21 protein-coding genes are annotated in these 26907 nt (G+C 74.9%); 11 read left to right on the top strand and 10 right to left on the bottom strand.

Features of this window, described 5'->3' with window-relative positions; all coding sequences use genetic code 11:
* Positions 1-312 precede the first annotated feature (312 nt).
* The 4 genes from ACFYWG_RS08430 to ACFYWG_RS08415 all read left to right on the top strand — a co-directional run bounded on the left by ACFYWG_RS08430 (position 313) and on the right by ACFYWG_RS08415 (position 3738).
* Positions 313-819: an SRPBCC family protein gene (locus ACFYWG_RS08430; protein WP_389200070.1), complete on the top strand. Its 507-nt coding sequence runs from the start codon at positions 313-315 to the stop codon at positions 817-819.
* Positions 819-2027, top strand: coding sequence for an LLM class flavin-dependent oxidoreductase (locus tag ACFYWG_RS08425; protein ID WP_389200067.1), 1209 nt, complete (start codon positions 819-821; stop codon positions 2025-2027). Before ACFYWG_RS08430 ends, ACFYWG_RS08425 begins: the two co-directional genes overlap by 1 nt.
* Before the next feature lie 126 nt (positions 2028-2153).
* The gene (locus tag ACFYWG_RS08420) at positions 2154-2537 is read left to right on the top strand and encodes a hypothetical protein (protein ID WP_389200065.1); all 384 of its coding nucleotides are present in this window, start codon (positions 2154-2156) and stop codon (positions 2535-2537) included.
* 115 nt (positions 2538-2652) lie between these two features.
* Positions 2653-3738, top strand: coding sequence for a GNAT family N-acetyltransferase (locus ACFYWG_RS08415; protein ID WP_383509707.1), 1086 nt, complete (start codon positions 2653-2655; stop codon positions 3736-3738).
* A 110-nt stretch (positions 3739-3848) separates the two neighbouring features.
* Here ACFYWG_RS08415 and ACFYWG_RS08410 read toward each other — a convergent pair whose 3' ends face one another.
* Positions 3849-4433: a hypothetical protein gene (locus ACFYWG_RS08410; protein ID WP_376327399.1), complete on the bottom strand. Its 585-nt coding sequence runs from the start codon at positions 4431-4433 to the stop codon at positions 3849-3851.
* A 147-nt stretch (positions 4434-4580) separates the two neighbouring features.
* On the opposite strand from ACFYWG_RS08410, the gene ACFYWG_RS08405 reads away from it, so the two are divergent.
* Together ACFYWG_RS08405 and ACFYWG_RS08400 are read left to right on the top strand one after the other, a co-directional pair.
* Positions 4581-7127, top strand: coding sequence for a SpoIIE family protein phosphatase (locus ACFYWG_RS08405; RefSeq protein ID WP_389200062.1), 2547 nt, complete (start codon positions 4581-4583; stop codon positions 7125-7127).
* A 99-nt stretch (positions 7128-7226) separates the two neighbouring features.
* Positions 7227-7925 carry a GAF and ANTAR domain-containing protein gene (locus ACFYWG_RS08400; protein WP_385420277.1) on the top strand — a complete coding sequence of 233 codons (699 nt, stop codon included), beginning with the start codon at positions 7227-7229 and terminating at the stop codon, positions 7923-7925.
* 27 nt (positions 7926-7952) lie between these two features.
* Here the strand turns inward: ACFYWG_RS08400 and ACFYWG_RS08395 are convergent, their stop codons facing one another.
* Positions 7953-10106: a SpoIIE family protein phosphatase gene (locus ACFYWG_RS08395; protein WP_389200060.1), complete on the bottom strand. Its 2154-nt coding sequence runs from the start codon at positions 10104-10106 to the stop codon at positions 7953-7955.
* A 162-nt stretch (positions 10107-10268) separates the two neighbouring features.
* Entirely contained in the window at positions 10269-10451 is a 183-nt protein-coding gene (locus ACFYWG_RS08390; RefSeq protein ID WP_376333541.1) for a hypothetical protein, read from the bottom strand.
* A 246-nt stretch (positions 10452-10697) separates the two neighbouring features.
* Here ACFYWG_RS08390 and ACFYWG_RS08385 point away from each other — a divergent pair, with 246 nt between their 5' ends.
* The 3 genes from ACFYWG_RS08385 to ACFYWG_RS08375 all read left to right on the top strand — a co-directional run bounded on the left by ACFYWG_RS08385 (position 10698) and on the right by ACFYWG_RS08375 (position 14916).
* Positions 10698-11516: a chitosanase gene (locus ACFYWG_RS08385; RefSeq protein WP_383509699.1), complete on the top strand. Its 819-nt coding sequence runs from the start codon at positions 10698-10700 to the stop codon at positions 11514-11516.
* 105 nt (positions 11517-11621) lie between these two features.
* Positions 11622-12590, top strand: a complete 969-nt coding sequence (locus ACFYWG_RS08380) for a DMT family transporter (protein ID WP_389200057.1) — start codon at positions 11622-11624, stop codon at positions 12588-12590.
* A 70-nt stretch (positions 12591-12660) separates the two neighbouring features.
* Positions 12661-14916: an MMPL family transporter gene (locus ACFYWG_RS08375; RefSeq protein ID WP_383509693.1), complete on the top strand. Its 2256-nt coding sequence runs from the start codon at positions 12661-12663 to the stop codon at positions 14914-14916.
* A 205-nt stretch (positions 14917-15121) separates the two neighbouring features.
* On the opposite strand, the gene ACFYWG_RS08370 is transcribed toward ACFYWG_RS08375, so the two are convergent.
* The gene (locus tag ACFYWG_RS08370) at positions 15122-17152 is read right to left on the bottom strand and encodes a DUF1996 domain-containing protein (protein WP_389200055.1); all 2031 of its coding nucleotides are present in this window, start codon (positions 17150-17152) and stop codon (positions 15122-15124) included.
* A 285-nt stretch (positions 17153-17437) separates the two neighbouring features.
* Entirely contained in the window at positions 17438-18070 is a 633-nt protein-coding gene (locus ACFYWG_RS08365; protein ID WP_389200053.1) for a GNAT family N-acetyltransferase, read from the bottom strand.
* Positions 18071-18625: 555 nt separating this feature from the next.
* Here ACFYWG_RS08365 and ACFYWG_RS08360 point away from each other — a divergent pair.
* The gene (locus ACFYWG_RS08360; protein WP_389200051.1) at positions 18626-19879 is read left to right on the top strand and encodes a YhjD/YihY/BrkB family envelope integrity protein; all 1254 of its coding nucleotides are present in this window, start codon (positions 18626-18628) and stop codon (positions 19877-19879) included.
* 28 nt (positions 19880-19907) lie between these two features.
* On the opposite strand, the gene ACFYWG_RS08355 is transcribed toward ACFYWG_RS08360, so the two are convergent.
* The 3 genes from ACFYWG_RS08355 to ACFYWG_RS08345 all read right to left on the bottom strand — a co-directional run bounded on the left by ACFYWG_RS08355 (position 19908) and on the right by ACFYWG_RS08345 (position 21311).
* The gene (locus ACFYWG_RS08355) at positions 19908-20360 is read right to left on the bottom strand and encodes a flavodoxin family protein (protein WP_389200049.1); all 453 of its coding nucleotides are present in this window, start codon (positions 20358-20360) and stop codon (positions 19908-19910) included.
* 82 nt (positions 20361-20442) lie between these two features.
* Complete coding sequence (locus ACFYWG_RS08350) at positions 20443-20871, bottom strand: DUF3618 domain-containing protein (RefSeq protein ID WP_383511986.1); 429 nt, start codon at positions 20869-20871, stop codon at positions 20443-20445.
* Positions 20868-21311, bottom strand: a complete 444-nt coding sequence (locus ACFYWG_RS08345; RefSeq protein WP_383511984.1) for a phage holin family protein — start codon at positions 21309-21311, stop codon at positions 20868-20870. The genes ACFYWG_RS08350 and ACFYWG_RS08345 overlap by 4 nt, the downstream gene beginning before the upstream one ends.
* Before the next feature lie 154 nt (positions 21312-21465).
* On the opposite strand from ACFYWG_RS08345, the gene ACFYWG_RS08340 reads away from it, so the two are divergent.
* Positions 21466-21915: an SRPBCC family protein gene (locus ACFYWG_RS08340; protein WP_383511982.1), complete on the top strand. Its 450-nt coding sequence runs from the start codon at positions 21466-21468 to the stop codon at positions 21913-21915.
* Positions 21916-21981: 66 nt separating this feature from the next.
* On the opposite strand, the gene ACFYWG_RS08335 is transcribed toward ACFYWG_RS08340, so the two are convergent.
* Both ACFYWG_RS08335 and ACFYWG_RS08330 read right to left on the bottom strand, forming a co-directional pair.
* A complete protein-coding gene (locus ACFYWG_RS08335; RefSeq protein WP_389200046.1) occupies positions 21982-26322 on the bottom strand; it encodes a cation-translocating P-type ATPase in 4341 nt (1446 codons plus the stop codon).
* Between the two features lie 18 nt (positions 26323-26340).
* The gene (locus tag ACFYWG_RS08330) at positions 26341-26886 is read right to left on the bottom strand and encodes a hypothetical protein (protein ID WP_389200044.1); all 546 of its coding nucleotides are present in this window, start codon (positions 26884-26886) and stop codon (positions 26341-26343) included.
* Between the last annotated feature and the right edge of the window lie 21 nt (positions 26887-26907).

Here is a 26907-nt window from a genome sequence, read left to right as displayed (position 1 = left end):
CGTCCTCCGCTCGAAGGCCGCGCCCCGGCGGGCCGGCGGATCAGGCCCGGCCCCGACCATGGTGCCCACCGGCGCGCCGGCTCGGCCACCGTCGCCGCTGACGGCTCCCCCGCCGGTCGGCCGGCCGGATGTGAAGATCCGCAGGGGCGGAGCCACCCGTAGCGTACGCGGCTCGGCCACACCGTCTCCGCACACCGGTGCACGTCGGCCGGTCCCGGCGCGCCCAGCGCCCGGAGCAGCCCCCTTGACCGGTGAGTCTCATTACGCAACTGTGCAGCTCATCGTCTTCAACGGCAAGGAGGCCGGCACGCGATGGAATGGACGGGCGCGCGGTACGCGGATCAGCCGACGGTGGAGGTGGCGACCTGGATCGCCGCCCCGCCGGGCCGGGTGTGGGAGCTGGTGTCGGACGTGACGCGGATGCCGGAGATGAGTGCGGAGCTGCTGTCGGCGCGGTGGGCCGACGGAGTCACCGGCCCTGCCGTCGGTGCCCGGTTCGTCGGCCGGAGCAGGCACGCGCAGCTCGGCGAGTGGGAGACCACCTCCACCGTCGTCGCGTGCGACCCCGGGCGGGAGTTCGCCTGGGCGGTCGGGGATCCCGCCCTGCCCAGCGCGCTGTGGAGGTTCGGCCTCCGCCCGGACGGAGACGGCACGGATCTGTCCCAGTGGATGCGGATGGGGCCCGGACGCTCCGGGCTCTCCTTCGCCATCGACGCGATGCCCGACAAGGAGCAGAAGATCGTGTTCGTGCGGCTGCGGGAGTTCGAGCGGTCCATGAGCGCCACGCTGGCGCAGGTCAAGCGGCGGGCGGAGGCGTGATGCGCACGGCGACGACCGTGGAGGCGTCCGCGCTCGGCTCCTGGTTCCGGCAGGCCGACTTCGTCGTGGAGGCCGAGAAGCTCGGGCTGGACATCTGCTGGGTGGCCGAGGCGTGGGGTTCCGACGCTCCGTCCGCCCTGGGCTACTACGCGGCGCGTACGCAGCGGATGCTGCTCGGCTCGGGCGTGATGCAAGTGGGCACGCGCACCCCGGTCGCCCTGGCGCAGACCGCCATCACCCTGTCCAACCTCTCCGGCGGACGCTTCCTGCTCGGGCTCGGGCCGTCCGGTCCCCAGGTCGTGGAAGGGCTGCACGGGGTGCCCTTCGCCCGGCCCCTGGCCCGGATGCGCGAGACGGTGGAGATCGTCCGGCAGGTGATCGCGGGCGGCAAGGTCGCCTACAGCGGCGCGGAGTTCACGATCCCGCTGCCCGGTGGGGACGCGGTGCCGATGCGGCTGTCCCTGCGGGCCGAGCACCCCGTGCCGGTGTACCTGGCCGCGCTGTCCCCCGCCATGCTGCGGCTGACGGGGCAGGTCGCGGACGGCTGGCTCGGCACCAGCTTCGTGCCCGAGGGTGCCGCGCAGGCCTACTTCGCCCCGCTGGAGGAGGGGCTCGCCGCAGCGGGTCGGGAGCGGGCCGGGTTCGACGTGTGCCAGGGCGCCGAGGTCGCGTTCGCACCGGACGAGGAGGCCTTGGCCGCCATGGTCGCCGGCCGGAAGAAGGAACTCGCCTTCAGCCTCGGCGGCATGGGTTCGGCGTCCACCAACTTCTACAACCGGGCCTACAGCCGCCAGGGCTGGGCCGAGGTGGCCGCACAGGTCCGTGAGCGCTGGCAGGGCGGCGACCGGGACGGGGCCGCGGAGCTCGTCACGGACGAGATGGTGCTGGCCACGACCCTCATCGGCACGGAGGACATGGTCCGGCGCCGGCTGCGTGTCTGGCGTGACGCCGGGGTCGACACGGTCCGCCTCTACCCGGCCGGCGACACGCTCGACGCCCGGCTCGCCACGCTCGGCAGGGCGATCGAGCTGGTCCGGGAGGTCGATGCCGGGAGCCGACGCGCCCTGACCGCCCTCGGTGCTCCCGGGGGCCGGCCCGGCGGCTGCTCGGCCGTGCCCGCCTCCGACGGCCACCGAGCGGCCGAACGGACGGGCGGCCGAGCGGACGAGCGGACGAGCGGACGAGGGCGAACGGGGGCCGGGGCTTGACGGGGTGGGGCGGGCTCGGACCTACTGGAAGGCGCAGCCGGCCGTGTCGGGGGGTCCGGTCCGGAGCCGGTCCTCAGGGACCGCCCGCTCCGCATCCTCCCCTCGGCGCGCAGGGCAGGGGGGCGCATGACGCGAGGACGATGGGCGGCGGTGCTGGGCCTGGTGGCCTGCCTGCTGATGCTGCCCCTGCTCGCGCCCGGGCCGGTGGACGGCGGGCCCTTCGCCGTGACGGTCACCGCGGCCACGGAGCCGGCGGCGGCCGGCCCGGCGCCGGACTCCGGGCCCGCGGCGGCCGGTGATCCGTGTTCGTGCGAGAAGGACCCGTCGCTGCGGCAGGTCCTCGCCCGCCCCCCGCGGACCGCGGGCGCGGCCGGTGGGCACGCCCCGGCGGCCGGAGCGCCGGGGACGGTCCGCGACCGCGCGCCCGTCCGCGCGGCGGGGCCGGCACGGGCTCCCGCGGCGGTCGCGACGCCCCCTCGCGCCGTGGAGCTGCAGGCGTTCCGCTGCTGAGAGCGGCAGCACCTCCCAGGGCCTGCGCCGTGCGGCCCGAGTACTGCCCCGGTACCCGATCGCGGTGATGTGCAGGCCTTCGTGTGTCCCCACGCCGATGACACAGGAGGCAGTGATGCCCGACAAGCGCGTCGTCGTTCTGCGGCCGGACGAACTGAGCCCGGACGACGTGAAGATGTGGCGGGAGATCCGCACCGAGTCCGGTGCCCCGGCCAATCCCTTCCTCGATCCGGCGTTCACGCGGGCGGTGGGGCGGGTCAGGCCCGGGACCAGAGTCGCGGTCCTGCTGGAGGACGGCTCCCCGGTGGGCTACTTCCCCTACGAGGCAGGGCCGTGGGGACGGGGCCGGGCCGTCGGGCTCGGGGTGTCGGACAGCCAGGGGGCCGTGCTGCGGCCCGGCATCCGGCTCGACGCCCGCCGGCTGCTGCGGGCGTGCGGGCTCTCCTCCTGGGAGTTCGACAACCTCGAAGCCGGTCAGGGCTGGTTCGAGCCGTACGCGGCCGAAGAGCTCGCCTCGCCCGTCGTCGACCTCGCCGAAGGCTACGAGCGGTACGCCGAGGGGCTGCGGGAGAGGTCGCCGGGCTTCCTCAGACAGACCCTGGCCAAGGAGCGGCGGCTGGCCCGGCGGGTCGGCGAGGTGCGCTTCGACCCCGACTGCCGGGACCCGAGGGCCCTGGAGGCGTTGATGGCGTGGAAGTCGGCGCAGTACCGGCGCACGGGCCGGCGCGACCGCTTCGCGCAGGAGTGGATCACCCGGCTGGTGGGTCTGCTCGGGGAGAGCGAGGACCGGGAGTGCCGGGGCGTGCTGTCCGTGCTGTACGCCGCGGACCGGCCCGTGGCGGCGCACTTCGGCCTGCGCTCGCGCACGGTGCTGTCCTGGTGGTTCCCGGCGTACGACCGCGCCTGCGCGCGGTACTCCCCCGGCCTGGTGCTGCAGCTGCGGATGCTGCGGGCCGCGGCGGCCGACGGTGTGGAGACGGTCGACCTGGGCAGCGGTCCGGCCCGCTACAAGGAGTCGCTGAAGACCCGCGACCTGCGGGTGTACGAGGGAGCGGTGGTGCGTCCGGTGCCCGGCGGGGCCGTGCACTGGCTGGGCCGCGAACCGGCCCGGGCGGCCCGCCGCTTCGTGCGCAACCGGCCCCGGCTGGCCGGTGCAGCCGCCCGGACGCTGGAGGAACTGGGCCGGCTGCGCGAGCGGTGAGGACGGGTGCCCGGACGTGCGAGGTCCGGGCACCCGCCCCGCGGGTCGGCCCGTCGCGGCCCATGGGTCAGCGCGTCGCGGCCCGCGGGTCGGCGCGCCCCTTCCCTGGGTCAGCGCGTGGCGGTCCAGCTGTGGGCGACGTCCACGACGATGCGGCCGTCCAGCTGCAGCACCCGGAACGGCAGCCGGGCCCGGACGCCGAGGCCGATCTGGGTGTCCCCCTCGAAGCTGCCGGCGTACCGCGTGTCACGGAAGGTGCGGTAGCCGGTGATGTCCACGCCCGGCAGCGGGCGCGCCACCCGGCCGGGGTACGTGGCGGCGCCCGTCTCCGGGTCGTAGGCCGGGGCACCGACGCGCACCTCGAGGACGGCACCGCCGGCCACGGGGATGTGGCGGCCGGATCCGTCCTGGTAGAGGGCGTCGACGTACTGGACCGTGTAGCCGACGCCGGTGCCCGCACCGGGCACGTCGACGACCATCCGGTCGAAGCAGTCGTGCCGGCCGGTGCGGATGTCCCGCACGGGTGCGACCGCGGTGCTCGTCGCGGACTTGGCGAGGCTGCCCCATCCGGTCGGGCAGGACGCGGTCGCGGCGGTGCGGGCCGCCGCCGGCGCGGCAGCGGCGGGCACCGCCGCCGCGGCCACCGTGGCCCCCACGATCGCGAGAGTCGCACATGCTGTTCTGATACGTACCATTGCCGCCCCCCGGGCTTGCGTGCTGGTGATACCGGTGAGACGGCCCGGGGCGTCGAAAGGTTGTACTTGCCGCGCCGGAGCGCCGAGGATGGCACATCCTGGGGGGAGCGATGGATGTCCGGTGCGTCCGTACCGGGAGGACGCGACATGGATGAGGCAGCCGCTGCGGACGGGCCGTGGTCACCCGGTGGCCCGGGCCCCGCCGAGGCCGGCGGCCGGGTCCGGCCCGGGGCCACGGGCCCGTTCGAGGACGCCCTGATGGGCCCGCTGACCGAGGCGGTACGGGACCTCGGTGGCTACGGCGGGCTGGTCTACCTGCGCTCGCGCGACCGGCGTTCGCTGGTGCTGGCGATGGTCGCCGGGGTGCCCCGGTCGCTGCTCAGGAGCTGGTGGCGGGTGCCGGTGGGCGGTGCGCTGCCCATGGCGGAGGCGTACCGGCGCGACGAGGTGCTGTGGCTGCCCGACGAGCGGGCCACCATGGTGCGCTTCCCGCACTTCACCGCCGGCCTGCCCTACTCGTTCGGATCCGCCTACCAGCCGGTCCACGCCGGGGGCGAGACGGTGGGCGTGCTGGTCGTGCTGCGGTCGGCGGCCGGCGCGTCCCTGGACCCGGCGGGGGTGGCCGCGGCGCTGGAGCCCGCCCGCCGGGCCGTGGAGGACGGCCTCGAGCGCCTGGCGGCCGCGCGCGGCGCCCCCGCCGCGTCCCCCGTCGAGTACGACGACGAGCCGGTCGGGGTCCGGATGCCGACCTCCTCCGTCCATCCCGTGCGCGTCGGGCTGCTGGACTGGTACCTGGACACCGGCCGGTGCACGGCGGACGACGAGGCGCTGGCCCTGCTCGGCATCTCCCGGGCGGGCTTCGGCGAGACCATCGCCGAGGTCGCGGCCCGGGTCAACCCGGACGACCTGCACGAGCTGCGGGCGAGCCGGAACGACGCCCTGACGTCGGGACGGGTCAGGAACCGGCGCTTCCGGGTGCGGGACGCCTCGCTCGGCGGGGCGGAGACCGGCTACCGGCCCGTCGAGCTGTGGGGTCACGCGGTCGAGGGCGGTTCCGGCGGGATGCTGGTGGGGGCCCTGGTCGACGCGGTGGGCGGACTGACCGCCGCCGAGGCCGCCGAGCGGCTGCCCGACGGGCTGTTCTCCCTGGACCAGGAGGGCCGGCTCACCTACGCCAACCGCCGCTGCGAGGAACTGCTCGGCTGCGGCCGGGAGGAGCTGCTGGGCCGCCACCCGTGGGAGGTCATCACCTGGCTGCGGGACCCGGCCTACGAGGACCGCTACCGGGCGGCCATGTTCTCCCAGGAGCAGGTGTCGTTCCTGGTGCGCCCGCCCGACGGCGGGTGGCTGAGTTTCGTGCTGTACCCGGACGTGCACGGCCTCACCGGCCGGATCCATCCCACGGACGCGCCCACGGGCGGCGGGCCGGCCGGGGCGCCGGCCGGGGCGGACCGCGAGGCGGGCGCGGCGCCGCCGCCGGAGCCCGCGGCCGGGGCCCGTGCCGGAGCGCTGTACCACGTGGTGCAGATGGCCAGCGTCCTCACCGAGGCGGTGACCGTGCGGGACGTGTGCCGGGCCGTGGCCGAGCAGCTGCTGCCCGCCTTCGGGGTGCGCGAGCTGGCCCTGTACGCGGTGCACGAGGGCCGCATGTACCTGCTGTGGGAGTCCGGCTACCCGGAGGGCTTCCTCACCCCGTTCGAGGGCGTCACCCTCGACACGCACCTGCCCGGTGTGCACGCCCTGACCACACGCCTGCCCCTCTTCTTCGAGTCGCCGCAGGACCTGTCCCTGGCCTACCCGGGCATCGCCCTGGACCGGATGCACGCCTGGTCGTTCCTGCCGCTGATCGCCTCCGGGCACCCGGTGGGCTCCTGCATCCTCGGCTGGGACGCCCCGCACCGCTTCACTCCGGACGAACGGTCCGCGCTCACCGCCCTCGGCGGCCTCACCGCCCAGGCGATGGAGCGGGCGCGGCTCTACGACGCCGAGTCGGCCGTCGCCCGCGGCCTCCAGGAGGGGCTGCTGCCGCACCGGCTGCCCGCCGTGGAGGGGCTGCGCACCGCGGGCCGGTACCTGCCGGGCACCCAGGGCATGGCCATCGGCGGCGACTGGTACGACGTGATCACCACCGAGCGCGGGGTGGCCCTGGTCATCGGGGACGTCGAGGGGCACAGCGTCGGGGCCGCCGCGGTGATGGGGCAGCTGCGCAGCGCGGTGCACGCCTTCGCGGCGAGCGGGCGGCCCCCGCAGGAGGTCATCACCCACACCAACCGGCTGCTGGCCGAGCTGGAGGCGGACGCGTTCGCCACCTGCTGCTACATCGAGCTCGACCCCCGTACCGGACGCGCCCTGGCCGTACGGGCCGGCCACCCGCCGCCGTTGCTGCGCCACCCCGGCGGCCGGAGCGAGATGCTGCACCTGGAGGGCGGTGTCATGCTCGGCGTCCAGCCCGACGCGGTGTACCCGGTCACCGAGGTGGTCCTCACCCCGGGCAGTGTGCTGGCGCTGTACACCGACGGGCTGGTGGAGCGCCCCGGCAGCGACATCGAGACGGGCATCGACACGGTCCGCCGCTGCCTGTCCGAGACCCCGGCGGACTCGGTGGAGCACCTGGCCGACCGGCTCATGAGCACGGCGCGCCGCGCCCGCGAGCGGCCCGACGACGTGGCACTGCTGCTGACGGCGTACCGCTGAGAAGCCGCGGCGCATTTCGTACGGCCGTACGCAGAGGGGCGGAGTAGCGTGGGGCTCCAGGGCGGGCACACCGTGGGCGGCGGGGCGGACGAGGCGGCAATGACGGTGGACTGGCAGCGGTACGCGGAACAGATGGCGCAGCTGGCGCGGGACCTGCTGGCGCAGGACTCGGTGCAGGCGACCCTGGACCGGATCGCCGCCTCGGCGGTGAAGCTGATCGAGGGCTGCGACGCGGCCGGCATCCTCGCGGTGTCCGGGGGCAGGGCCGTGACGCTCGCCGTGACCGGCGACCTGGTCGCGGAGTCGGACCGGTTGCAGGGCGAGTTGCGCGAAGGGCCCTGCTTCGACGCGGCGCGGCGGATGGACGGGCAGCGGCTGTTCCGCATCGCCGACATGACCCGGCCGCAGCCGGCCTGGCCGGCGTTCTCCGAGGCGGCCCGCGGCCTCGGCATCGGCAGCATGACCGGCGTCCTGCTGTACACGGACGAGGAGGATTTCGGCGCGCTGAACCTCTACTCCCGCCGCCCGGGCGCCTTCGGCGAGGACATCGAGGGCGCGGGCTGGCTGCTGGCCTCCCACGCCGCGGTGGCGCTGTCCGCCGCACGAACCGTCGACCGGCTGGAGAACGCGCTGGAGACCCGGCACGCCGTCGGGGAGGCCATCGGCATCCTCATGGAACGCCACGGTCTCGGCCGGGAGCAGGCGTTCGACGCGCTGCGGCGCCTGTCCCGGCAGCACGACATCGAGCTGCACCAGGTGGCCGGACGGGTGCGCGGGGGTCCGGCGGGCCCGCGCTGAGGGGCGGGTGCGCGACGGCCTGCCCGGTCATGGCGAGGTGGTGCCGGTGTCGGGGTGCGTGGCGCGCAGCAGGAGCACGGTGACGTCGTCGGTGTGCTGCCCGGCGGAAGCGCTGCGGCCGACGAGCCGGTCCGCCGTGTCCTCCAGGTCGTGACCGCCGCCGGCGTCCAGGCGGCCGGCCAGGTCGGCGGTGGCCCGGGTGGTGTCGGTGCCGGGCAGTTCCACGAGGCCGTCGGTGTACAGGACGAGGGTCGTGCCGGGGTGCAGGGGCGCCTGGGTGACCGGGTAGCGGACACCGGTGTCGATGCCGAGCAGCGGTCCCGGTTCGACGTGGAGGACGGCGGCGGGTCCGGCGGCGTGGCGCAGCAGCGGGGGTACGTGGCCCGCGCTGGCGAAGGACACCTGGTGGCGGGCCAGGTCGAGATGGGCGTAGAGGCAGGAGACGAGCAGTTCGGAGTCGAGGTCGGCCAGGAGCCGGTTGGTGCGGGCGAGGACCTCGTCGGGGCTGGCGCCGGCCGTGGCGTGGGCGTGGACGGCGGTGCGGACCTGGCCCATCAGGGCCGCGGCGGCCATGCTGTGGCCCTCCACGTCGCCGATGACGGCGGCCGCGGTCGTCTCGTTCAGGCGCAGCACGTCGAAGAAGTCGCCGCCGACCTCGAGGCCGTGCCCGGCGGGCAGGTAGCGGGCGGCGACGTCGAGGTACCGCAGCCGGGGCAGCGCGCGGGGCAGCAGGGCGCGTTGGAGTTCGCCGACGAGCCGGTGTTTGGCGTCGTAGAGGCGGGCCCGGTCGAGGGCCTGGGCGATGAGACCGGACAGGGAGGTCAGGACGGCCCGTTCCTCGGCGGTGAAGGCGTGCGGGTGGTCGTAGGACAGGATGCAGCAGCCGACCGGGCGCCCGGAGACGACCAGCGGGAGGAAGGCCCAGGCCTGTTTGCCGCTGATGCGGGGCGCGCCGGGGAAGCGGGCCGCCATCTCGGACGGGTGGGCGAAGAAGGCGGGGGTGCCGCTGGCGAGGACCTGGCCGGCGGGGGTGAGGTCGGTGTCCAGCGCCAGGGCGTCCAGTCGTTCCACGACCTCGGCCGGGTAGCCGTGGTAGCCGGTGATCTTCAGCCGGCCGGCGTCGGCGGCGGACAGCACCAGGCCCTGGGCTCCGAAGGCGGGCAGGATCTGGTGCGCGATCAGCGCGACGAGGTCGCGCACGGTGACGGCCTCGGTGAGCGCGGCGGCGAGGTGCACGAGTTGGTGCAGGCGTCCCGGCGGGCTCGGGGTGGTGGGCCGGGCGGCGGGCTGCCGGGCGGTGGAGGGCGAGGCGGCGTCGGCCGGTTCGCCGCCCGGGACGAGACGGACGCTGATGCCGCTGTTGTCCGGGTAGAGCTGGAAGGTCAGCGGCTGGTCGGGTGGGCGCAGCGCGGTGAAGGTGACGGGCATGCGGCTGACGACCGCCGTGCGGTAGTGGTCCTCGTGGACGGGTTCGTCCAGCCAGGGCAGCGAGTGCCAGGGCCGGGTGCCCAGGAGCCGGTCCACGGAGCGGCCGAGCAGGCGGGCGGCGGTCTCGGTGGCGAAGGTGATGCGGCCCTCCAGGTCCAGGGAGAGGGCGCCCTCGGGGAGGCGTTCGAGGTAGTCGGCCGCGGCCAGGCCGGTCTGCACCGGGTGGTGGGCGGCGTCGACGGGGACGATGCGCGGCAGGTCGGGGAGGCCGGGCTGCTCGGTGGCGTCGTCGAGCAGGCGGGCCGTGCGGCGGGCGCTGGAGACGATGTGGCCGTGCTCGCGGGGGGTGACCCGGCGCGGGCGCCCGGCGGGCCACATGAGCACGATGCCGCCCCAGCGTCGCCTGACGCCGGACAGCGGGGCCGCGGCCAGGGCGAACGGGTAGGGCAGCGCGGCGGCGGCCCTGGGGTAGCGGCGGGCCATCTCGGCCTGGCTCTCGATCCACACGAGGCGGTCGTCGTGGATCGCGTCGGCGACCGGAACGGGCGCGGACAGCGGCAGCCGCTGCCAGGGTGCGCTGAACTCCAGCGGGAGGCCGCACAGCGCCACCAGGCGCAGAACGGGTTCACCGTCCTCGATCAGGTACAGGCCGCCCATCGACGCGCCGGTGCCGCGCACGGTGTCGGCCAGGGCCGCCCCGAGGGCCTCGTCCAGCGACCCGGCACCTCTGGGCGGCTCGTTGCTCCCGGGCATGGTGTCCTCCCGCTCCTACCCGGACGCTACGCCTCACAGGGCTCATGAGCACGTCCTCGGCGAAGAGGCGGAAGCGGCCCTGCCCGGGCGGTTCGTCCCCGGGCGGGCCGGGCGGACGGAGCCGCCGTCCGCCCGGCCGAACCCGGCGTCCGCCCGGTCCCCTCACAGGCAGTAGCGCACGAGCCATTCGTCCTGGTTGTAGGCGGTGCGGTCCGGGTCCGGCGCGACGGCCGCGCGCTCCTCGACCATGTCCTCCACGCGCACCGGGTCCGGCAGGGCCCCGAACCGGGCCTTCCGGGCGGCGGCCTCCGCCTCGCTCCCCTGCTGCGACGTCGCCTCGTCCACGGCGATTCCCCTCTCCCGCGATCGGCCCGCTCCGGGCACAGAGTTGACGCACGGGAGGGGCGGATGGTTCCCACTCCCGGCCGGGCGCCCACCGGGGCGCGGGTGGTCCGCGGGCCACGCCCTTGTTGGACCGTACGAACTTTCGCCCCGGCCGTTCCGTCGGCGGGCGGAAGAGTGATAGGAAACCTTCCTGTCAGTCGCACGTCGCACGGCCCCGCTCCTCCCACCCCCCACCCTGGAGGCCCCGTGACCCACGCCTCGACCCCGGCGACGCGCCGGACCGTGCTGGCCCTGTTCGGGGCGGCTCTCGCCGCCGCCCCGTTCCTGCGGCCGGACCACGCCTCGGCATCGGTGAGCGCCACCGGACTCGACGACCCGGCGAAGAAGGAGATCGCCATGCAGCTCGTGTCGAGCGCGGAGAACTCCTCGCTCGACTGGCGGGCGCAGTACCGCTACATCGAGGACATCGGAGACGGCCGCGGGTACACGGCCGGCATCATCGGCTTCTGCTCCGGCACCGGCGACATGCTCGACCTCGTCGAGCTCTACACCGCCCGCAAGCCCGGCAACGTCCTCGCCCGCTACCTCCCGGCGCTGCGCGAGGTCGACGGCTCCGACTCGCACGACGGCCTCGACCCCGGATTCCCCGGCGACTGGCGCCGCGCGGCCGGGGACACCGCCTTCCAGCGGGCGCAGGACGACGAGCGCGACCGGGTCTACTTCGGCCCGGCGGTCCGCCAGGGCAAGGCCGACGGACTGCGCGTGCTGGGCCAGTTCGCGTACTACGACGCCCTCGTGATGCACGGCGAGGGGGGTCCCCTCGGCTTCCGCAGCATCCGCAACCGTGCGCTGCGCACCGCCGGGCCCCCGGCGCGGGGCGGCGACGAGGTGACGTACCTCCACGCGTTCCTCGACGCCCGGGTGTGGGCGATGAGGCAGGAGGAGGCCCACAGCGACACCAGCCGCGTCGACACCGCCCAGCGCGTGTTCCTGCGCCGGGGCAACCTCGACCTGAACACCCCGCTGGACTGGAAGGTATACGGCGACAGCTACCACATCGGCTGAGGCCCCCCAGCCTCCGGCCACGGCGGCCCGGGAACGGATTGGTCCACGGAACGAGCACCGAAGTGGACCTCCTCCCGGGCCGCGCCGCTGCCTAGCGTCGCCCCCATGAACGCCATCGTCCCCAGGAACACCACCAGCACCCGGGGGGCTCTCCTCGCCGCGCTGGCCTGCGTCCTCGTCGGAGGGTCCTTCACCGCCAACAGCCTTCTGGGCGACTACCCCTACGCGGGCGGCCAGTTCCTGCGGTACGCACTGGCCTGCGCACTGCTCCTCCCTCTGGCCGGGCGGGGCGCGGCCGGCCGGCTGGCGGCGCTGACGCCGCGTCAGTGGCTGCGTCTCGCCCTGCTCGCGGCGGTCGGCATGGTGGGCTTCAACCTGGCGGTCCTCGCAGCGGAACGCACCGCCGAACCGGCCGTGCCCGGGGTCTTCGTGGGCTGCGCGCCGGTGATCGTCGCCGTGCTCGTGCCGCTCCTGGACGGACGCCGGCCCCGACGGGGCGTGCTGTGCGGGGCGTTGCTGGTGGCCGCCGGCGCCTCCGCCGTCCAGGGCTGGGGACGGTCGGACGGCACCGGCATCGCCTTCTCCGTGTGCGCCCTGGCCGGGGAGGTCGGGTTCGCGGTGCTCGCCGTGCCCGTGCTCCGGCCCCTCGGCCCGCGGCTGCTGTCCGCCGCTGTGTGCGGTGTCGCGGCGCTGCAGTCGGCGGTGCTCGGTCTGCTGCTCGACGGCGGCGCGTGGCTGCGGCGCCCGGACGGCACGGAGACGGCCGCGCTGCTGTGGCAGGCGGTGGTGGTGACCGTCGTCGGCTTCGTGTGCTGGTACATGGGCCTGCAGCGGATCGGCGCGGAACGGGCCACCCTCTTCTCCGGGCTCATCCCCGTCGCCGCGGCCTGCACGGCCCCGCTCGCCGGCACGGGCACCTACGGTGCCGCGCAAGCGGCGGGCAGCGCCCTGGTGGGGCTCGGTGTCGCTCTCGGCTCGGGGGCCGCGCGGCGGACGGCACGCCCCCGGACGGGCCCCGGACCGGGCCTTTCGGGGGAACCACGGCCCCCGGTCCCCCACCGTCCGCGTGCCTGAGACGGGGGACCGATCTCCCGCCCCTCTAATGGACGGCATTCAGGTCCGGCCGACACGGGAGATGACGTCCATGCCGCACACGCGCACGGCTGACGACGACGAAAAGACTGCGCGCGGCGGTGTGCTGCGGCGGCTCGGCGAGTGGTGCGCACGGCACTTCGGGATCGTCATCGGGCTCTGGCTGGTGGCGCTGGTCGGCCTCCAGGTCGCCAATCACCTCGCCGGGGGCACGTACTCGGACAACTTCTCGCTGCCCCAGGCCCAGTCCCAGAAGGGCCTTGACGTGCTCAAGGAGCACGACCCGCAGGCCGGCGGCTACAGCAGCCAGATCGTGCTGCACGACGACCAGGAGCCGCTGACCTCGCTGGGCTCCCAGATGTCCGGCACGATCACCGCTCTGGAGAAGCTGCCACACGTGCTGTCGGCGCAGAATCCGCTGACCGCGCAGGGCCAGCCCTCGGGACAGTCGCAGCAGAACGTCGGGCCGCTGTCCGACGACCGCAAGACCGCGTACATCACCGTCCGCTTCGACCAGCAGCCCTCGACCCTCGGCGACGGCTATCTCGACGGGGTCGACAGCGCCGTCCAGCCCCTGCGGTCGGCCGGGGCGGAGGTCGAGTACGGCGGGCCACTCGGTGAGCTCGCCCGGCCGAACCCCGACGACCGGGTGAGCGAACTCATCGGCTTCGGTGTGGCGATCGTCGTGCTGCTGATCGGGTTCGGCAGCGTCATCGCCGCCGGCATCCCGCTGCTCACCGCGCTGATCAGCGTGGTGGGCGGTCTCGCCGTCCTCGGGCTGCTCGCGGTCGCCTTCACCTTCGCGACGGTCTCACCGACGCTCGCCACCATGATCGGGCTCGGCGTCGGCATCGACTACGCCCTGTTCCTGATCACGCGTCACCGGCAGAACCTCATCGACGGCATGGACCCCGTGCGGGCCGCCGGGCAGGCCGCGAGCACCAGCGGGCACGCCGTGCTCGTCTCGGGCTGCACGGTGATCATCGCGCTCGCGGGCCTGTCGGCGTCCGGGGTCTCCTTCATCTCGCTGCTGGGCCTGGCGGCCGCCGTCACCGTCGTCTCCGCCGTGATCGGTGCGCTCACCCTCGTCCCGGCGCTGCTGGGCCTGCTCGGGCGGCACATCGACCGCTGGACCGTGCGCCGCCCGGTGGCCGAGACCGACGCCGAGGCGGGTGGGACACCGCACGGGACCTGGCACCGGTACGCCCAGCGGGTGGAGCGCAGGCCGCTGTGGTTCCTCACGGCCGGCGTCGCGGTGATCGTCGTGCTCGCCATCCCGGTGCTGTCGATCCAGCTCGGGCACATCGGGGACGGGGCCGACCCGAAGTCCTTCACCGACCGGCGGGCCTACGACCTGATGACCGACGCCTTCGGGCCCGGGTCGAACGGCCCGCTCACCGTCGTCGTCGACCAGACGGACGTGCCGCAGTCGCAGCGCTCCGCCCTGGCCTCCACGGCGCAGCAGACGCTGTCGTCGGTGCAGGGCGCGGCGGTCGTCACCCCGCTGACGGCCACCCAGGACGGGGACGTCCTGATCGGCACCGTGTACTCGCAGCAGTCCCCGCAGAGCAGCACGACCACCGACCTCGCCAACCGGCTGGTCGACGACACCCTGCCCGCGGCGGTCCAGGGGACCGACGCCAAGGGCTACGTCACCGGGACGACGGCGGCCCAGGTCGACTTCCGGGACATCGTCGCCTCCCGGCTGCCCGTGATCATCGCGGTCGTCGTCGCCCTGGCGTTCCTGATCATCCTGGCCGTGTTCCGGGGCCTGCTCGTCGCCGTCAAGGCGGCCGTCCTGAACGTCCTGTCCATCACGGCCTCCTACGGCGTGGTCGTCGCGGTCTTCCAGTGGGGCTGGGGCGGTCCGGCGCTCGGGGTCAACGGCACGGTGCCGATCGAGAGTTACGTGCCGATGATGATGTTCGCGATCATCTTCGGCCTCAGCATGGACTACGAGATCTTCCTGCTGTCCCGCGTGCACGAGGCGTGGGTGCGCACCGGTGACGCCAAGGCGTCGGTGGCGCACGCCCTGGAGATCACGGCCCGCGTCATCACGTGCGCCGCGCTGATCATGGTGAGTGTGTTCGCCGCGTTCATCGTCAGCGACAACATCGTGGTGAAGATGCTCGGGCTGGGTCTGGCCGTCAGCGTCCTCATCGACGCGACGGTCGTGCGCCTGCTGATGGTGCCGGCCGTCATGACCCTGCTGGGCCGCCACGCCTGGTGGACCCCGCGCTGGCTGGACCGGATCCTGCCGCACATCGACGCCGAGGGCGGCGGGTCCGAGGCCCGTACGGCGCGGTGAGCGTCAGCGCAGCCCAGCGCCGAGCCGGCCGCCCAGGGCCGGGCCGGGTGAGGTTCACGGGGTCACGCTGGACGGCGGGCGTTGCGGCGGCTGCCGAAGGGTGCCCGCCGCACCCGGTCCGCGTGCACGCCAACGGCGGTGGGATCCGGCCTTGCCGGAATCCCACCGCCGTTCGCCTCACCGGCGCGCGACTGCCGTCCGGCCGCTAGGTGCGCCGCACCCGGCGCAGGACGACGAAGCCCGCGATCACCAGGACGGCACCCGCCGCCGCCGGCCACAACTGGGCGCCGGTGTCGGCCAGGCCGCCACCGCCGACCGCCTGCGGCTCGGTCTGCGACGGAGCCGTCGGGGTCGCCGGGGCGCTGGTGGCCGTGCCGACGGCCTGGGCGTCACCGAGGCCGTCCGCGTCCTCGTCGCTGCCGTTGCCGTTGCCGTTGCCCTTGCCGTCGGCCTTGCCGCCCTGCTCGCCGGCGTCGGTCGCCTTCACCTCGGGCTTGGCCTTGCCGGGGGCCGTGGAGGCGTCACCGGGCTCCTGACCGGCAGCCGGCTCGTCCGCCGGGGCTCCGGTGGCGTCGCCCTTGCCGCCGTCGTCACCCTTGCCGCCGTCGCCCTTGTCGCCGGGCTCGTCGGCGGGCTTGCCGCCGCCGTCGCCGCCCTGCGGAGCGTCGGGGGTCTTCGTGGGCTGCTCCTGCGGCGCCTCGGGCGCCTTCGTCGGCTCCTGCGGGGCCTGCGGCGACTCGCTCGGCTCCTGCGGCTCGCCGGGCTCGTCCGTCGGCTCCTCGCCCGGGGCCGGTTCCTGGCCGCCGCCCGCGCCGGCGCCGCACGTGCGGCCCTCGTTGATGCAGTCGACCATCTCCCCCATCAGCTTCTCGTCGAAGACGTTGATGAAGTCGCCGTGGTCGGTGACCGGCTTGTGCAGCTGCTCCGGGAAGGAGTCCACCGCGAACAGCGGGGTCGTGCGGCCGCCGTCCTGCAGGCTGGGCGCGTCGACGTCGTAGACGATGCGCTGGACCAGCTGCGGGATCGGGCGGAAGCCGGACGGGCAGTTGCCCGCGGCGTCCGCGAACGCCACGTGGGTGCGGTGGTTGGCGCTGTCGATGTTGCGGCCGTCCCAGCAGCTCTGGAACTTGAACGTGCGCACCACGTCACTGCCCTGCGGGCACAGCGGGTACTTGTCCTTCAGCTGCCGGTCCTCGAAGCCCGTGCAGCTCCAGGACGCGTTGGCGTTCGCGGGGCCGTTGACGAACGACTTGGCGTCGCCGGTGATGATGCGCAGCAGCCGCGGCATGGCCGTGACCTTCTCGCGCGGGTTGCCGACGAAGTTCAGCGTGACCTGCTTCGGCGTCACGATCTCGCCGGTGTTGCCCTCGATGCCACCGCCCGGCTTCTGCGCGTCCTGCTCCTGGGTGCCGTTCTGCAGGCGCAGCACGGGCCAGTAGTAGGAGGACTTGTCGCCCTGGTCGTCGCAGCTGGTCTCGGCGTTCGCCAGGTCCTGGTCGCTGGCGAAGGCGTCGTTGGCCTGGTTGCCCACGTAGTCGTGGAAGTGGTGGGCACCGTTGGTGACCCCCGGCGCGACGATGACGTTGTCCGAGTTGAACAGGCCGTTCTCGTTCACGCCGCAGCTGGTCGCGAAGGAGCCGCGGGAGGCGTCGCCCTCCGGGCGAGGGTCGCTGACGTTGGGCTGGACGTTCTTGATGTCCGCGAAGTCGGCCGCGACGGGTCCGTTGCCGCCCTGACCGCCGTTGGCGCCCTGCCCGTTGCCCTGCTGCTGGCCGTCCTGGTTCTGGTCCTGGCCGTCCTGCTGCTCGCCGCCGTCCTGGCCCTCGCCCTGTGCCGGGGCCTGGTTGCCGGACGCGCGCACGGTGCAGGCGGCCAGGTCCGCGAGGCCTTCGGGGCGGTCCCCGACACGGTCGATCGCGATGGCGATGCGCTCCAGGGTGGCGCTTCGCTTCTCCTTGAGCGGGTTCATGATCGCGTTGTCGGCGAAGCCGGCGTCCTGCTGGACCTGCTGGGCCGATTCGCTCAACTGCTGGTAGGCCTTGGCGATCTGCTGGTCCAGCGCCGCCAGTTCCTTGTCCACCTCCTCGCGGGCCTGCTCGGGCACCGAGGTCAGCTTGGTGCCGACGTCCGGGCAGTCGATGGTGGCGCCCCCGGTGATCCCTGCGGCGGACCGCGTCCGGGCGGGGTCATCGCCCGAGAAGCCGTCCGTGGCGGAGGCGTAGACGTTCGCGGCCATCAGGCCGCCTCCGCCCAGGATCAGTGCGAATGCGGCGAAGGTCGCGCGTCGTGGGCCGGTAGGGCGTCTTCGCGTGTTGCGTGCCAAGGGTGCTCTCCTGCGCTCGTGGCTGCCGGACATGAAATTCCCCTCGCCCCATACGTACGGGAGCACGGGTGCGTTCACCCGTCTCGCGGATTTTCGGGGAACTCTCAGGAAGCGCGGGGCACTCGGGCCCCGCCCGGCACCTCGCGCGGCAGGAGAAGCGCAGGCCGGCGGGCTCGGGCCGGTGCTCGCCTGGGTCCGTCAGAGCCGGTCGAGTTCCCCGGTGGAGCGGCCGAGGAACGTGGCCGCTCCGGGGTCGGCCACGTCGAGTTCGTGGAAGCCCATGCGGTCGTAGAACGCCCGGGCCCGGACGTTGGCGGTCGCCATGGCCAGGTGGACGGCGGGCACCGCCCTGTCGGCCAGGGCGGACAGGAAGGTGCGCATCAGGCGGCGGCCGTGACCGCGGCCCTGCCACTCGGGCAGCAGGTCGATGTGCAAGTGGGCAGGGTAGGCGGCGAGTTCGGGCAGGACCATCCGCTCGGGGTGGTGCAGCAGCCCCGCGACGACCTCGTCCGCGGTGCGGGGCGGCTGCGGCGGTTCCGGGTGGCGGCCGGCGACCAGGGGCAGCCACTCGGTGCGGAACGCCTGCGCGAAGCGCGGGGTGTCGGCGGTGCCGACGATGTAGCCGACGGCCTCGCCGCGGCCGTCGTCCAGCACGAAGGCGAGGTCGGGCTCCAGATGGACGTAGGGGGCGGCGAAGGTCGCCGGGAAGATCGCCGGGTCCGTGTAGTGCGGGCGGCTGTCTCCGCCGTTGTGGGCGGTGCGGACGCAGATCTCGTCGAGGGCCGCCCGGTCCTCGCGGCGACAGGGGCGGATGGCGGGGGACGTGGTCATGACGGCATCGTGCCTGCCGTGGGAGCGCTCCCTCAACCCGGTTCCGCGACTCCCCGGCTGTGCGGGACTGCGCGGACGACCACCGTGGACCGGCTGCGCGGGGCCGCGCTCGCCCTGCCGGGGACCGAGGAGGCGGCGCGGGCGGGCGGCCTGGCCCGGCCGCGCCCCGGAGCGGCTCGCAGCCGATCGGGCCGCGAGCGGGGTGGCCGACGCGGCTGACACGGCCGTCGCGGCCGGGGTGGCCGGGGTGGCCGACACGACCTCGGTGACTGGCGCGACTGAGGTGGCCGGCGAGACCGGCGCGACCGGCGGCATCTCCCCGCCGGGATCGGCCGGCCCGCCGCCCGGGCGCTCGCCGCCGGCCTCACGGCCCTGGACCGGGTGGCCGGGCACTCCGCGGCCGACCTGCCGGCGCTCCACGGCGTGGGCCCCGAGGCCGTACAGGTGCTCGCGGAGGCGCTGCGGGAGCGGGGGCTCGCGTTCCGGGAGTAAGCCGTCCGGGGGGCGCGGTGGCGGGCCCGGCTTAAGCAGGCGGCCCGGGGTTACCCGGGTCACATGGTGAAGCTGCACATACCGGGCCGGAAAGAGCATCCGACCAGTCAGGCCCCGCCGCCCGAGGACCCGCGCCCGGGGTCCGCGGCGGAGCAGGACGGGTCACCCGCACACACCGGTGCGGAGCCGCGTCCGGAGCCCGGGTCCGAGCACGCGGACGCCCGTGCCGCGTCCCGGGAGGACGCACGTCAGGCCTTCGGGACCCGGCAGGGCGACGGCGCCGCGGCGGAGCCAGGCGCCGAGCCGCGGGACGACTCCGCCGAGCCGCGCCACGAGCCCGGCCCCTCTCCCGAGGTGGAGCGCGCCGCGCCGGACTCGCCGACCGAGCTGCCCCGCAAGTCGTGGGCCGCGGTGCTGAAGGGCAGCCTGCGCGAGTTCAAAGACGACGAGCTGACGGACCGCGCGGCGGCGCTGACCTACTACGGCGTGCTGGCGTTGTTCCCGGCGCTGCTGGTGCTGGTGTCGATCCTGGGCCTCACCGGGAAGTCGACGACCGACAAGGTCATGGACAACGTCCAGCAGCTGGCCCCGGGCTCGGCCCGCGACATCATCACCCGAGCCGTCGAGCAGTTGCAGGGCAACGCCGGGATCGGCTCCGTGATGGCCGTCGTCGGCATCGTGCTGGCCGTGTGGTCGGCGTCCGGCTACGTGGCCGCGTTCACCCGCTCGGCCAACGCCGTCTACGACATGCCCGAGGGCCGGCCGGTGTGGAAGCTGCTGCCGGTGCGGGTGGGCGTCACGGTCGTGCTGATGGTGATGGCGGTGATCAGCGCGCTGATCGTGGTGTTCACGGGCGGGGTGGCCCGGCAGGCCGGTACGGCGCTGGGCATCGGCGACACCGCGCTGACGGTGTGGTCGATCGCCAAGTGGCCCGTGCTCGTGCTGCTGGTCACCGTCATGATCGCGATCCTGTACTGGGCGACTCCGAACGCCAAGGTCAAGGGGTTCCGCTGGATCACGCCGGGCAGTCTGATCGCCCTGTTCATCTGGCTGGTCGCGTCGGCCGGTTTCGCCGTCTACGTCGCCAACTTCGCCTCGTACAACAAGACCTACGGCACGATGGCCGGTGTCATCGTCTTCCTGGTCTGGCTGTGGATCACCAACCTGGCGATCCTGCTGGGGCTGGAGTTCGACGCGGAGACGATGCGGCAGCGGGCCATCGCCGGCGGGCATCCGCCGGAGGCCGAGCCGTACACGCAGCCGCGCGACACCCGGACGTGGGACGAGCAGGACCGGCGGCGGCTCGGCGAGACCTGACCCGCTCGACTCCGAGACCTGACCGGGCTCACTCCATGAGCCCGGCGGCCACGGTCGCGCCCAGTTCCCAGCACGCGTGCAGGTCCGCCTTGTCCGGTTCCCCGGTCACGGTCACGGCCTCGGCGGCACGGCGCCAGCCGAGGCCGGCCGTGATCGCCTCGATCCCGCGGACCGCGCCGGTGACGTCGTTGCCGCCGTGGACCCAGTAGCCGAAGGGGCGGCCGCGGGTCGCGTCCAGGCACGGGTAGTACACCTGGTCGAAGAAGTGCTTGAGGGCGCCGGACATGTATCCCAGGTTCGCCGGGGTGCCCAGCAGCAGCCCGTCGGCGGCGAGGACGTCGGAGGCGGTCGCGGACAGCGCGGGCACCCGCACCACCCGGACGTTCTCGATCTCGGGGTCCGTCGCCCCGGAGACGACGGCCTCGAACAGCGCCTGGCAGTTGGGGGACGGCGTGTGATGGACGATCAGCAGGGTGGCCACGGAAGGTGACCCTGCCGCGCGGGACCCCGCCACCGCAAGCGGTGGCGGGGTCCCGTGTCGTGCGCGTCCGGCGGGCCGCCGGTCAGTGGCTGCGGCGGCGCAGCAGCAGGCAGGCGACGAGCACCGCGCCGGCACCGGCCAGCAGGGCGGCCTTGCGGTCGCGCAGCTGCTGCGGGGCCTTCTCCTGCCAGATCTGCTCGGCCTGGGCGGCCTTCTCCTTGGCTCCCTGGGCCGCCGCGGCGCCCTTCTGCTTCACCGGTTCGGGGAGCTTCTCCTCGACCGTGTGGGCGACCTGCTGCGCCTTGGCCATCGCCTGCCCGCGCCATTCCTGCGCCTTGGTCCCGGCCTGCTCCTTGACCGCCACGGCCTTCTCGCGGGCGCGGGCTTTCACGTCGGTCCGGTCCGCCAGCGCTTGGACGGTGTCCCCCAGTTCGTGCCGGGTGCGCTCCACCTGCTCGCGCAGTTCCTCCGGGCTCTCGGCGGTGGGCTCGTCGTGCGGGGGCTGGGTCATCGCTGTGCACTCTCCTTGATCTCGGCCACGTCGGCCTTGACGCTGTCGATGGTCTGCTGCGGGGTGGCCGAACCGGCCTTCTGCACCTGCTTGCGCCCGGCCAGGGCCGTCAGGCCCGTGGCGACGGCCAGGACTACGGTGACGATGAGGGCGGCCGCCCACACCGGCAGCGGTACCGCCAGGGCGGCGATCACCGTGGCGACCAGGGCCTGCAGCGTGACGAAGCCGAGCACGCCGGCTCCGCCGAACAGGCCGCCGCCCTTGCCGAAGCGCTTGCCCTTCTCGGTCATCTCCGCCTGGGCCAGGCGCATCTCCCCGCGCACCAGTTCCGTCAGCTGCTGCGTGGCGCGCTGCACGAGCTCGCCGACGGGCTCGTCGGCGGCCGCGGGTGCGCTCGTCGCGCGGGGAGCGGCAGCGGCCCCGCGGTCCGTGTCCGCCATGGGTTTCACCTCCCGGTCTGTGGTCTAGGACTCGGGTACCCCGGTTGAGGCGGAACGGACACCCCGGGCACAAAGTCGTCATGTGCATGAGTGACCCGCGCGATGTTCGGTACCCGGTCGTGGCCCGGCTGTACGAGAAAGGGAGGTTTTCGTCTTGTCGCAGGTAGAGGAATCCATCGAGGTCCGCGTTCCGGTGCGCACCGCGTACGACCAGTGGACCCAGTTCGAGTCGTTCCCCCAGTTCATGGACGGGGTCGAGCGCATCGAGCAGCGCACCGACACGCTGACGCACTGGGTGACGAGGATCGGCGGGCAGGAGCGGGTCTTCGACGCGGAGATCACGGAGCAGATCCCCGACGAGCGCATCGCCTGGACCACCGTCGACGGTCAGGCCAAGCAGGCCGGTGTGGTGACCTTCCACCGGATCCAGGACGACACGACCAAGGTCATGCTGCAGATGGACTTCGACCCCGACGGCCTGGCCGAGACGGTCGGGGACAAACTCGGCTTCGTGAAGCGGCAGGTCTCCGGCGACCTGCGCCGCTTCAAGGAGTTCATGGAGGCCCGCGGCACGGAGACCGGCGCCTGGCGCGGCGAGGTCTGAGCCTCGAGGCCGAAGACGCCGAAGCGGCCACCGCCCCGCCAGGGGCCGGTGGCCGCTTCGGCGTTGTCAGGCGGGCACGGGGGCGGCGACGCCGCTCTGCATCATGTGCCGGGTCCGGCGGAACAGGGCATCGAGCCGCAGGGCGAGCTGCGCGGCGGCGCCGTAGAGGGCGTGGACGGCCGGCAGGCGCTCCAGGCGCGGGGCCAGGGCGGAGAGGGCGATCGCGGCGGCCACACCGGCCCACGCGACGGGGCCGAGCGGTGTGCAGCCGAAGAAGTGGCTGACGCCGGGGGTCTGGACGAGGGCGCCGAGCACGGCGGCCGACCCCAGGGCGGTGGCCCACACCAGCGGACTGTGCCGTCGCCCCGACAGGGTCTGCACCAGCTGCGCGCCGACCACTCCGCACAGGGCCATCGTGGTGGACCGGCGTTCCGTGCCCGGGGTGAGACGGCCGATCAGATACGCCGTGACCGCGCCGAGGCAGGTGGTGATGCCCCGGCGGCGGATCGAGCGCAGCAGCGGCGCGCCGAGCACGTCCAGCCCCATCGGGCCGGCCGCAGCGTGCTCGGCGGTCGAGGGGTCGTCGCTGGGGGTGACCGCGACGGCCATGGCCGGGAACATGTCGGTGAGCAGGTTCACCAGCAGCAACTGACGGGTCGACAGGGGTGAGGCGCCGGCCAGCAGGGTGCCGAGGACGCTGAAGCCGACCTCGCCCGCGTTGCCCCCGATGAGGATGCTGACCGCGTCGGCGACGCTGCGCCACAGGGCCCGGCCCTCGACGACCGCGTCGACCAGGACGGACAGGTCGCCGGTGGTCAGGACGAGGTCGGCGGCGTTGCGGGCGGCGGCCGAACCGCGGGACTCGACCCCGACCCCGACGTCGGCGGCGCGGATGGCCGCGGCGTCGTTGGCTCCGTCGCCGGCCATGGCCACGACCCGGCCGGCCTGTTGCAGCGCCTCGACGACGTGCAGCTTCTGCTCGGGAGCGACCCGGGCGACGACCCCCGCGCCGTGCAGGGCCCGTACCCGCTCGCGGCGTTCCATGGCGACCAGTTCGTCGCCGGTGACGACCTCGGTCTCCTCCGGCCAGCCCAGTTGCAGGGCGATGGCGCGGGCGGTCTCCGGGTGGTCGCCGGTGAGCATGACGGGCAGGATGCCGGAGCGGCGCAGCTCGGCCAGCAGGGCGTGCGAGGTGTCGCGGGGCACGTCCGCCAGCGCGACGAAGCCGCTGAACTCCAGGTCGGCCAGGGGCGCGTCGAGTTCGGCCTGGGCGTCGTCCCCCCGGCAGGGGCGCCGGGCGACGGCGAGCAGGCGCAGGCCCTGACCGGCCAGGTCGTGGGCGGTGTCGGTGGCGTGGGCGGGCAGGTCCCGGCAGGCGGGCAGGATCGTCTCGGGGGCGCCCTTGACGACCAGGACGTCGCCGAAGTCGGGCTCGCCGTTGCGCCCGACCGCCGCCGCGTAGCCCCGGCGGGTCTCGAAGGGCAGTTCACCGGCGGGGGTCCAGCCGGGGTCGGGCGGGGCGACGTCGAGGACGGCCTCGTCGGTGGCGTGCGCGACGCGGCGGCCCTGCCCGGTCTCCTCCTGCGGGCAGGCGCGGGCGGCCAGGCGCAAGACGGGGGCGGCCTGTTCACTGCCCGCGTCCAGGACGGTGCCGTCGGCGGTGGCCACCTTGACCAGGCGCAGCTTGTTCTCGGTGAGGGTGCCGGTCTTGTCGAAGCAGACGGTGTCGACCCGGCCGAGCGCCTCCAGGGTGCGCGGGGTGCGGACCAGGACGCCCCGCCGGGACAGCCGCCGGGCGGCGGCCATCTGGGCGACCGTCGCGACCAGCGGCAGGCCCTCCGGCACGGCCGCGACGGCGACGGCGACGCCGCCGCTGACGGCCCGCCGGACGGGGCTGCCGCGCAGCAGGGACAGTCCGGTCACGGCGGCGCCACCGGTGAAGGTCACCGGCAGGGCCTTGCGGGTCAGTTCCTGCAGCCGTGCCTGGACCCCGGCGGGCGGCGGGGTCCGGGCGGCCAGGGTGACGGCCCGGCCGGCCTCGGTGCCCTCGCCGGTGTCGACGACGAGGGCGGTGGCGCGTCCGGCCACGACGGTCGTGCCCTCGAACACCATGCAGGTGCGCTGGCCCACGGGCTGCCCGGGGGTGGCCTCGACGGACTTGGTCACCGGCAGGGACTCGCCGGTGAGGGCGGACTCGTCGACCTCCAGGCCGTCGACGTCCAGCAGTCGCGCGTCGGCGGGGACGACGTCGCCGGCGCCGAGGCTGATCTCGTCGCCGGGCCGCAGCCGGGTGGCGTCGACGGTGACGGTGCGCCGGCGGCCCTCGTGCCTGCGGGCCTTGGGCTGCTGACGGGCCGCGAGCCGGGCGAGGGCCTGCTCGGCGCGCATCCGCTGGAGTCCGCCCGTGACGGCGTTGAGGTCCATGGCGCCCACGACGAGCAGCGCGTCGACGACCGAGCCGAGCAGCGCGGAGGCGACGGCACCGGTGGCCAGGACGGGGGTGAGCGGGTCGTCGAGTTCGCGGCGGACCGCTCCGGCGGCCTGCCACGTCCAGCGGGCCGGGGCCAGGGCGGGGTGGCGGCCCACGCGCGCCGCCTGCCGCCGTGAGCGGTCGGTGAGCAGGGCGATCCCCTGGGGTTCGCCGTCGCGGCGGGTGCGGCCGATCCGGTCCCGGGCCTCGTCGGGCTCCAGGGCGTGCCAGGGGATGTGCAGCCGCGGTGGCGGCGGGGTGGCCCTGGCGACCCGTGACGCCTCCAGCCAGCCGGTCAGCAGGGCGTTGGCCGCGGCGATGTTGACGGGGGCGTGCCGGGTGAGGGGCCACAGGAACCGCCCGCCCGGGGGCCGTCCGCCGCGGGCCACCAGGAGCCCGGACAGGGCGGCCCCGGCGCGGGCGAGGGTCTGCGAGCGGCGTCCGACGCGGCGGGCCGCGGGGATGGCGGTGAGCAGCCGCCACACGTCGGCGAGGCCGCCGGGCGCGAGGGCGTCGGCGCCCCAGGGGACGGCGGCGCGGCCGTCGGTGAGGGCGATGGCCACGTCGGCGGCCGGCAGCCCGGACGCGAGGTCCCCGCCCCCGCCGGACCCGTCCAGGCGGGCGACGGCGACCACGACGTGCCCGTCGTCCTGCAGGGCCCGTACGACGTCGCCGAAGGGCTTGGTGCCCGGGGCGACCTCGTCGGCGAGCCGGGTGATGTCCTTCAGGTCGGAGCCGCCGGCGATCACGACGTGCAGTCCGGCGCGGCGGGCGGCGTCGAGGACGGCCTCGGCGAAGGGGTGGACGGGGTCGTCGGGGAAGCCGTCGGCGTCGTCGCCGGTGTCCGTGCGGCGGCTGCGCAGAGCACCGGCGTCCAGGACCAGGGCGTCGGCGATCTCCAGTTGCCGCAGCCGCTCGCCGCTGCGGATGAGGATGCCGTCCCGGGCGAGGTGGGTGCCGAGGAGCGAGCCGAAGGCGACCGGGCCGTAGCGGGCGGCCTTGGGCGATCCGGCGAGGACCGCCTCGGCCGCTTCGCCCGCGTCGTGCATGACGAGGAGGGTGGCGGCGGCGCCGACGAGGCTGCCGGTGCTGGCGTGGGAGGCGTACTCCTGAGCCGGTGTCACCTTCAGCGGCGGACGGGTGTCCGGCGGGGCGGGCAGGCTGGTGCGGTGCGCGTGGCAGATGTCGTCGTGCAGCGCCTCGAAGGCGGCGGCCCGGGCGACGGCCTCGGTGAGCTGGCCGGTGCGCAGGACTCCGTCGAGGACGAGGGCCAGCGGGGTCTGGCCGACGCCGTGGGCGGCCGCGTTGGCGGCGGCGAGGACGAGTTCCATGCCGGAGGTGCCGAAGCGCTCCCGCAGCACGGCCCGGAAGCGCGGGTTCTCCCGGAGCAGCGTGACGGCGGCCGTGACGACGCGCGAGGTGGGCGGCAGGCGCAGGGAGCGGCCGGCCATGGCCCCGGCGGCTCCGGCGGCGTCCATCAGGATCGCGGCGGCCGTCACCCGCACCTCGCGGGGGTCGCCCGGGTGGGTGGTCTCCCGGGCGACCGGGTCGGCGCCCTCGCCGAGGCCGAGCCGGGCGGCGAGCGCCGTGGCGTGCTCGGTGACGCGGTCGGTGGCGGCGTCCTCGGCGACGGTGATCACCAGGCGGGCCAGGCCCTCGTCCCAGTAGGCCACGAGCACGTCGGGGTGGTCGAGGAGTTCGTTCGCCGCCCGGTGGGCGAGCGCGGCGGTGTCGCCCTCGGGGTGGCGCAGGGCGAGGTGGACGCGCCGCCCCGCCGTCCAGTGCTGCCCGCCGCCCAGGGCGTTGCGGGCGACGTTGCGCACGCGGCGCGTGGTGCCGTAGGCGGACGCGGCCGTCCGGGCGGTGCCGCGTGCGGCGCCGGCGGCAGCGCTGGCCAGGGCCCCGACGAGCGGGGCGGGGTCGAAGCGCATGAGCATCTGCTGCCGTTCCTCGGGTCAGCCGGTGGGGCGGCCGGTGTCGGGATCCTGCCGCTGGCCCCGGTCCTCGCCGTGGGCGGCGGCTTCGTGCACCTGCTTCAGGGCGGTGGCGGTGGCGGTGTCGCCGACTTTGGCGGGCTGCTCGTGGACGTGCTGCTCGGGTCGCTCCCGCCGGTAGTGGGAGGCGGCGAGCCGGTCGCCGGGGCCGTAGGAGGAGATGTCGGGCTCCTCGCGGCCGCCGGAGGTGGTGTCACCGGTGGCGCCGGCCGGGCCGGAGCCGTCGGGGGCCGCTCCGTCGGGCCGCGGTCCGGGCCGGGGCTGGGTCAGCCAGGCGACGGCGGCGCCGGTCAGCGCGACCGGCCACTCCACGATGCCGGCGACGCCGAGCACACCGGCACCGGCGTAGACGGCAATCCGGCGGCCACGGGGCGACACGGCGCCGATCCGGTCCAGGGCCTCCGTGGCGACCCTGCCGACCTGGTCCGCGCCCGGCAGGTGCTTCAGGCCGGAGGCGACGGCTCGCAGGGGCTGCGGGAGAGCGGCCGCTGGTGCTTGGTGGTTCATGTCGACCTCCACAGACGCGTG

It is taken from the genome of Streptomyces sp. NPDC003456, from assembly GCF_042878735.1.
GTDB lineage: Bacteria > Actinomycetota > Actinomycetes > Streptomycetales > Streptomycetaceae > Streptomyces.
Note: the sequence above shows the minus strand (reverse complement) of the source record. Positions and strands in the feature narration are given on the sequence as shown.

Coding starts and splice junctions, on each gene's coding strand:
- ACFYWG_RS08420 (WP_389200065.1), top strand. CDS start 2,154: ATGACGCGAGGACGATGGGCGGCGGTGCTGGGCCTGGTGGCCTGCCTG.
- ACFYWG_RS08365 (WP_389200053.1), bottom strand. CDS start 18,070: ATGACCACGTCCCCCGCCATCCGCCCCTGTCGCCGCGAGGACCGGGCG.
- ACFYWG_RS08330 (WP_389200044.1), bottom strand. CDS start 26,886: ATGAACCACCAAGCACCAGCGGCCGCTCTCCCGCAGCCCCTGCGAGCC.
- ACFYWG_RS08410 (WP_376327399.1), bottom strand. CDS start 4,433: ATGGTACGTATCAGAACAGCATGTGCGACTCTCGCGATCGTGGGGGCC.
- ACFYWG_RS08360 (WP_389200051.1), top strand. CDS start 18,626: ATGGTGAAGCTGCACATACCGGGCCGGAAAGAGCATCCGACCAGTCAG.
- ACFYWG_RS08400 (WP_385420277.1), top strand. CDS start 7,227: ATGACGGTGGACTGGCAGCGGTACGCGGAACAGATGGCGCAGCTGGCG.
- ACFYWG_RS08430 (WP_389200070.1), top strand. CDS start 313: ATGGAATGGACGGGCGCGCGGTACGCGGATCAGCCGACGGTGGAGGTG.
- ACFYWG_RS08415 (WP_383509707.1), top strand. CDS start 2,653: ATGCCCGACAAGCGCGTCGTCGTTCTGCGGCCGGACGAACTGAGCCCG.
- ACFYWG_RS08395 (WP_389200060.1), bottom strand. CDS start 10,106: ATGCCCGGGAGCAACGAGCCGCCCAGAGGTGCCGGGTCGCTGGACGAG.
- ACFYWG_RS08345 (WP_383511984.1), bottom strand. CDS start 21,311: ATGGCGGACACGGACCGCGGGGCCGCTGCCGCTCCCCGCGCGACGAGC.
- ACFYWG_RS08405 (WP_389200062.1), top strand. CDS start 4,581: ATGGATGAGGCAGCCGCTGCGGACGGGCCGTGGTCACCCGGTGGCCCG.
- ACFYWG_RS08335 (WP_389200046.1), bottom strand. CDS start 26,322: ATGCTCATGCGCTTCGACCCCGCCCCGCTCGTCGGGGCCCTGGCCAGC.
- ACFYWG_RS08425 (WP_389200067.1), top strand. CDS start 819: ATGCGCACGGCGACGACCGTGGAGGCGTCCGCGCTCGGCTCCTGGTTC.
- ACFYWG_RS08350 (WP_383511986.1), bottom strand. CDS start 20,871: ATGACCCAGCCCCCGCACGACGAGCCCACCGCCGAGAGCCCGGAGGAA.
- ACFYWG_RS08380 (WP_389200057.1), top strand. CDS start 11,622: ATGAACGCCATCGTCCCCAGGAACACCACCAGCACCCGGGGGGCTCTC.
- ACFYWG_RS08370 (WP_389200055.1), bottom strand. CDS start 17,152: ATGGCCGCGAACGTCTACGCCTCCGCCACGGACGGCTTCTCGGGCGAT.
- ACFYWG_RS08375 (WP_383509693.1), top strand. CDS start 12,661: ATGCCGCACACGCGCACGGCTGACGACGACGAAAAGACTGCGCGCGGC.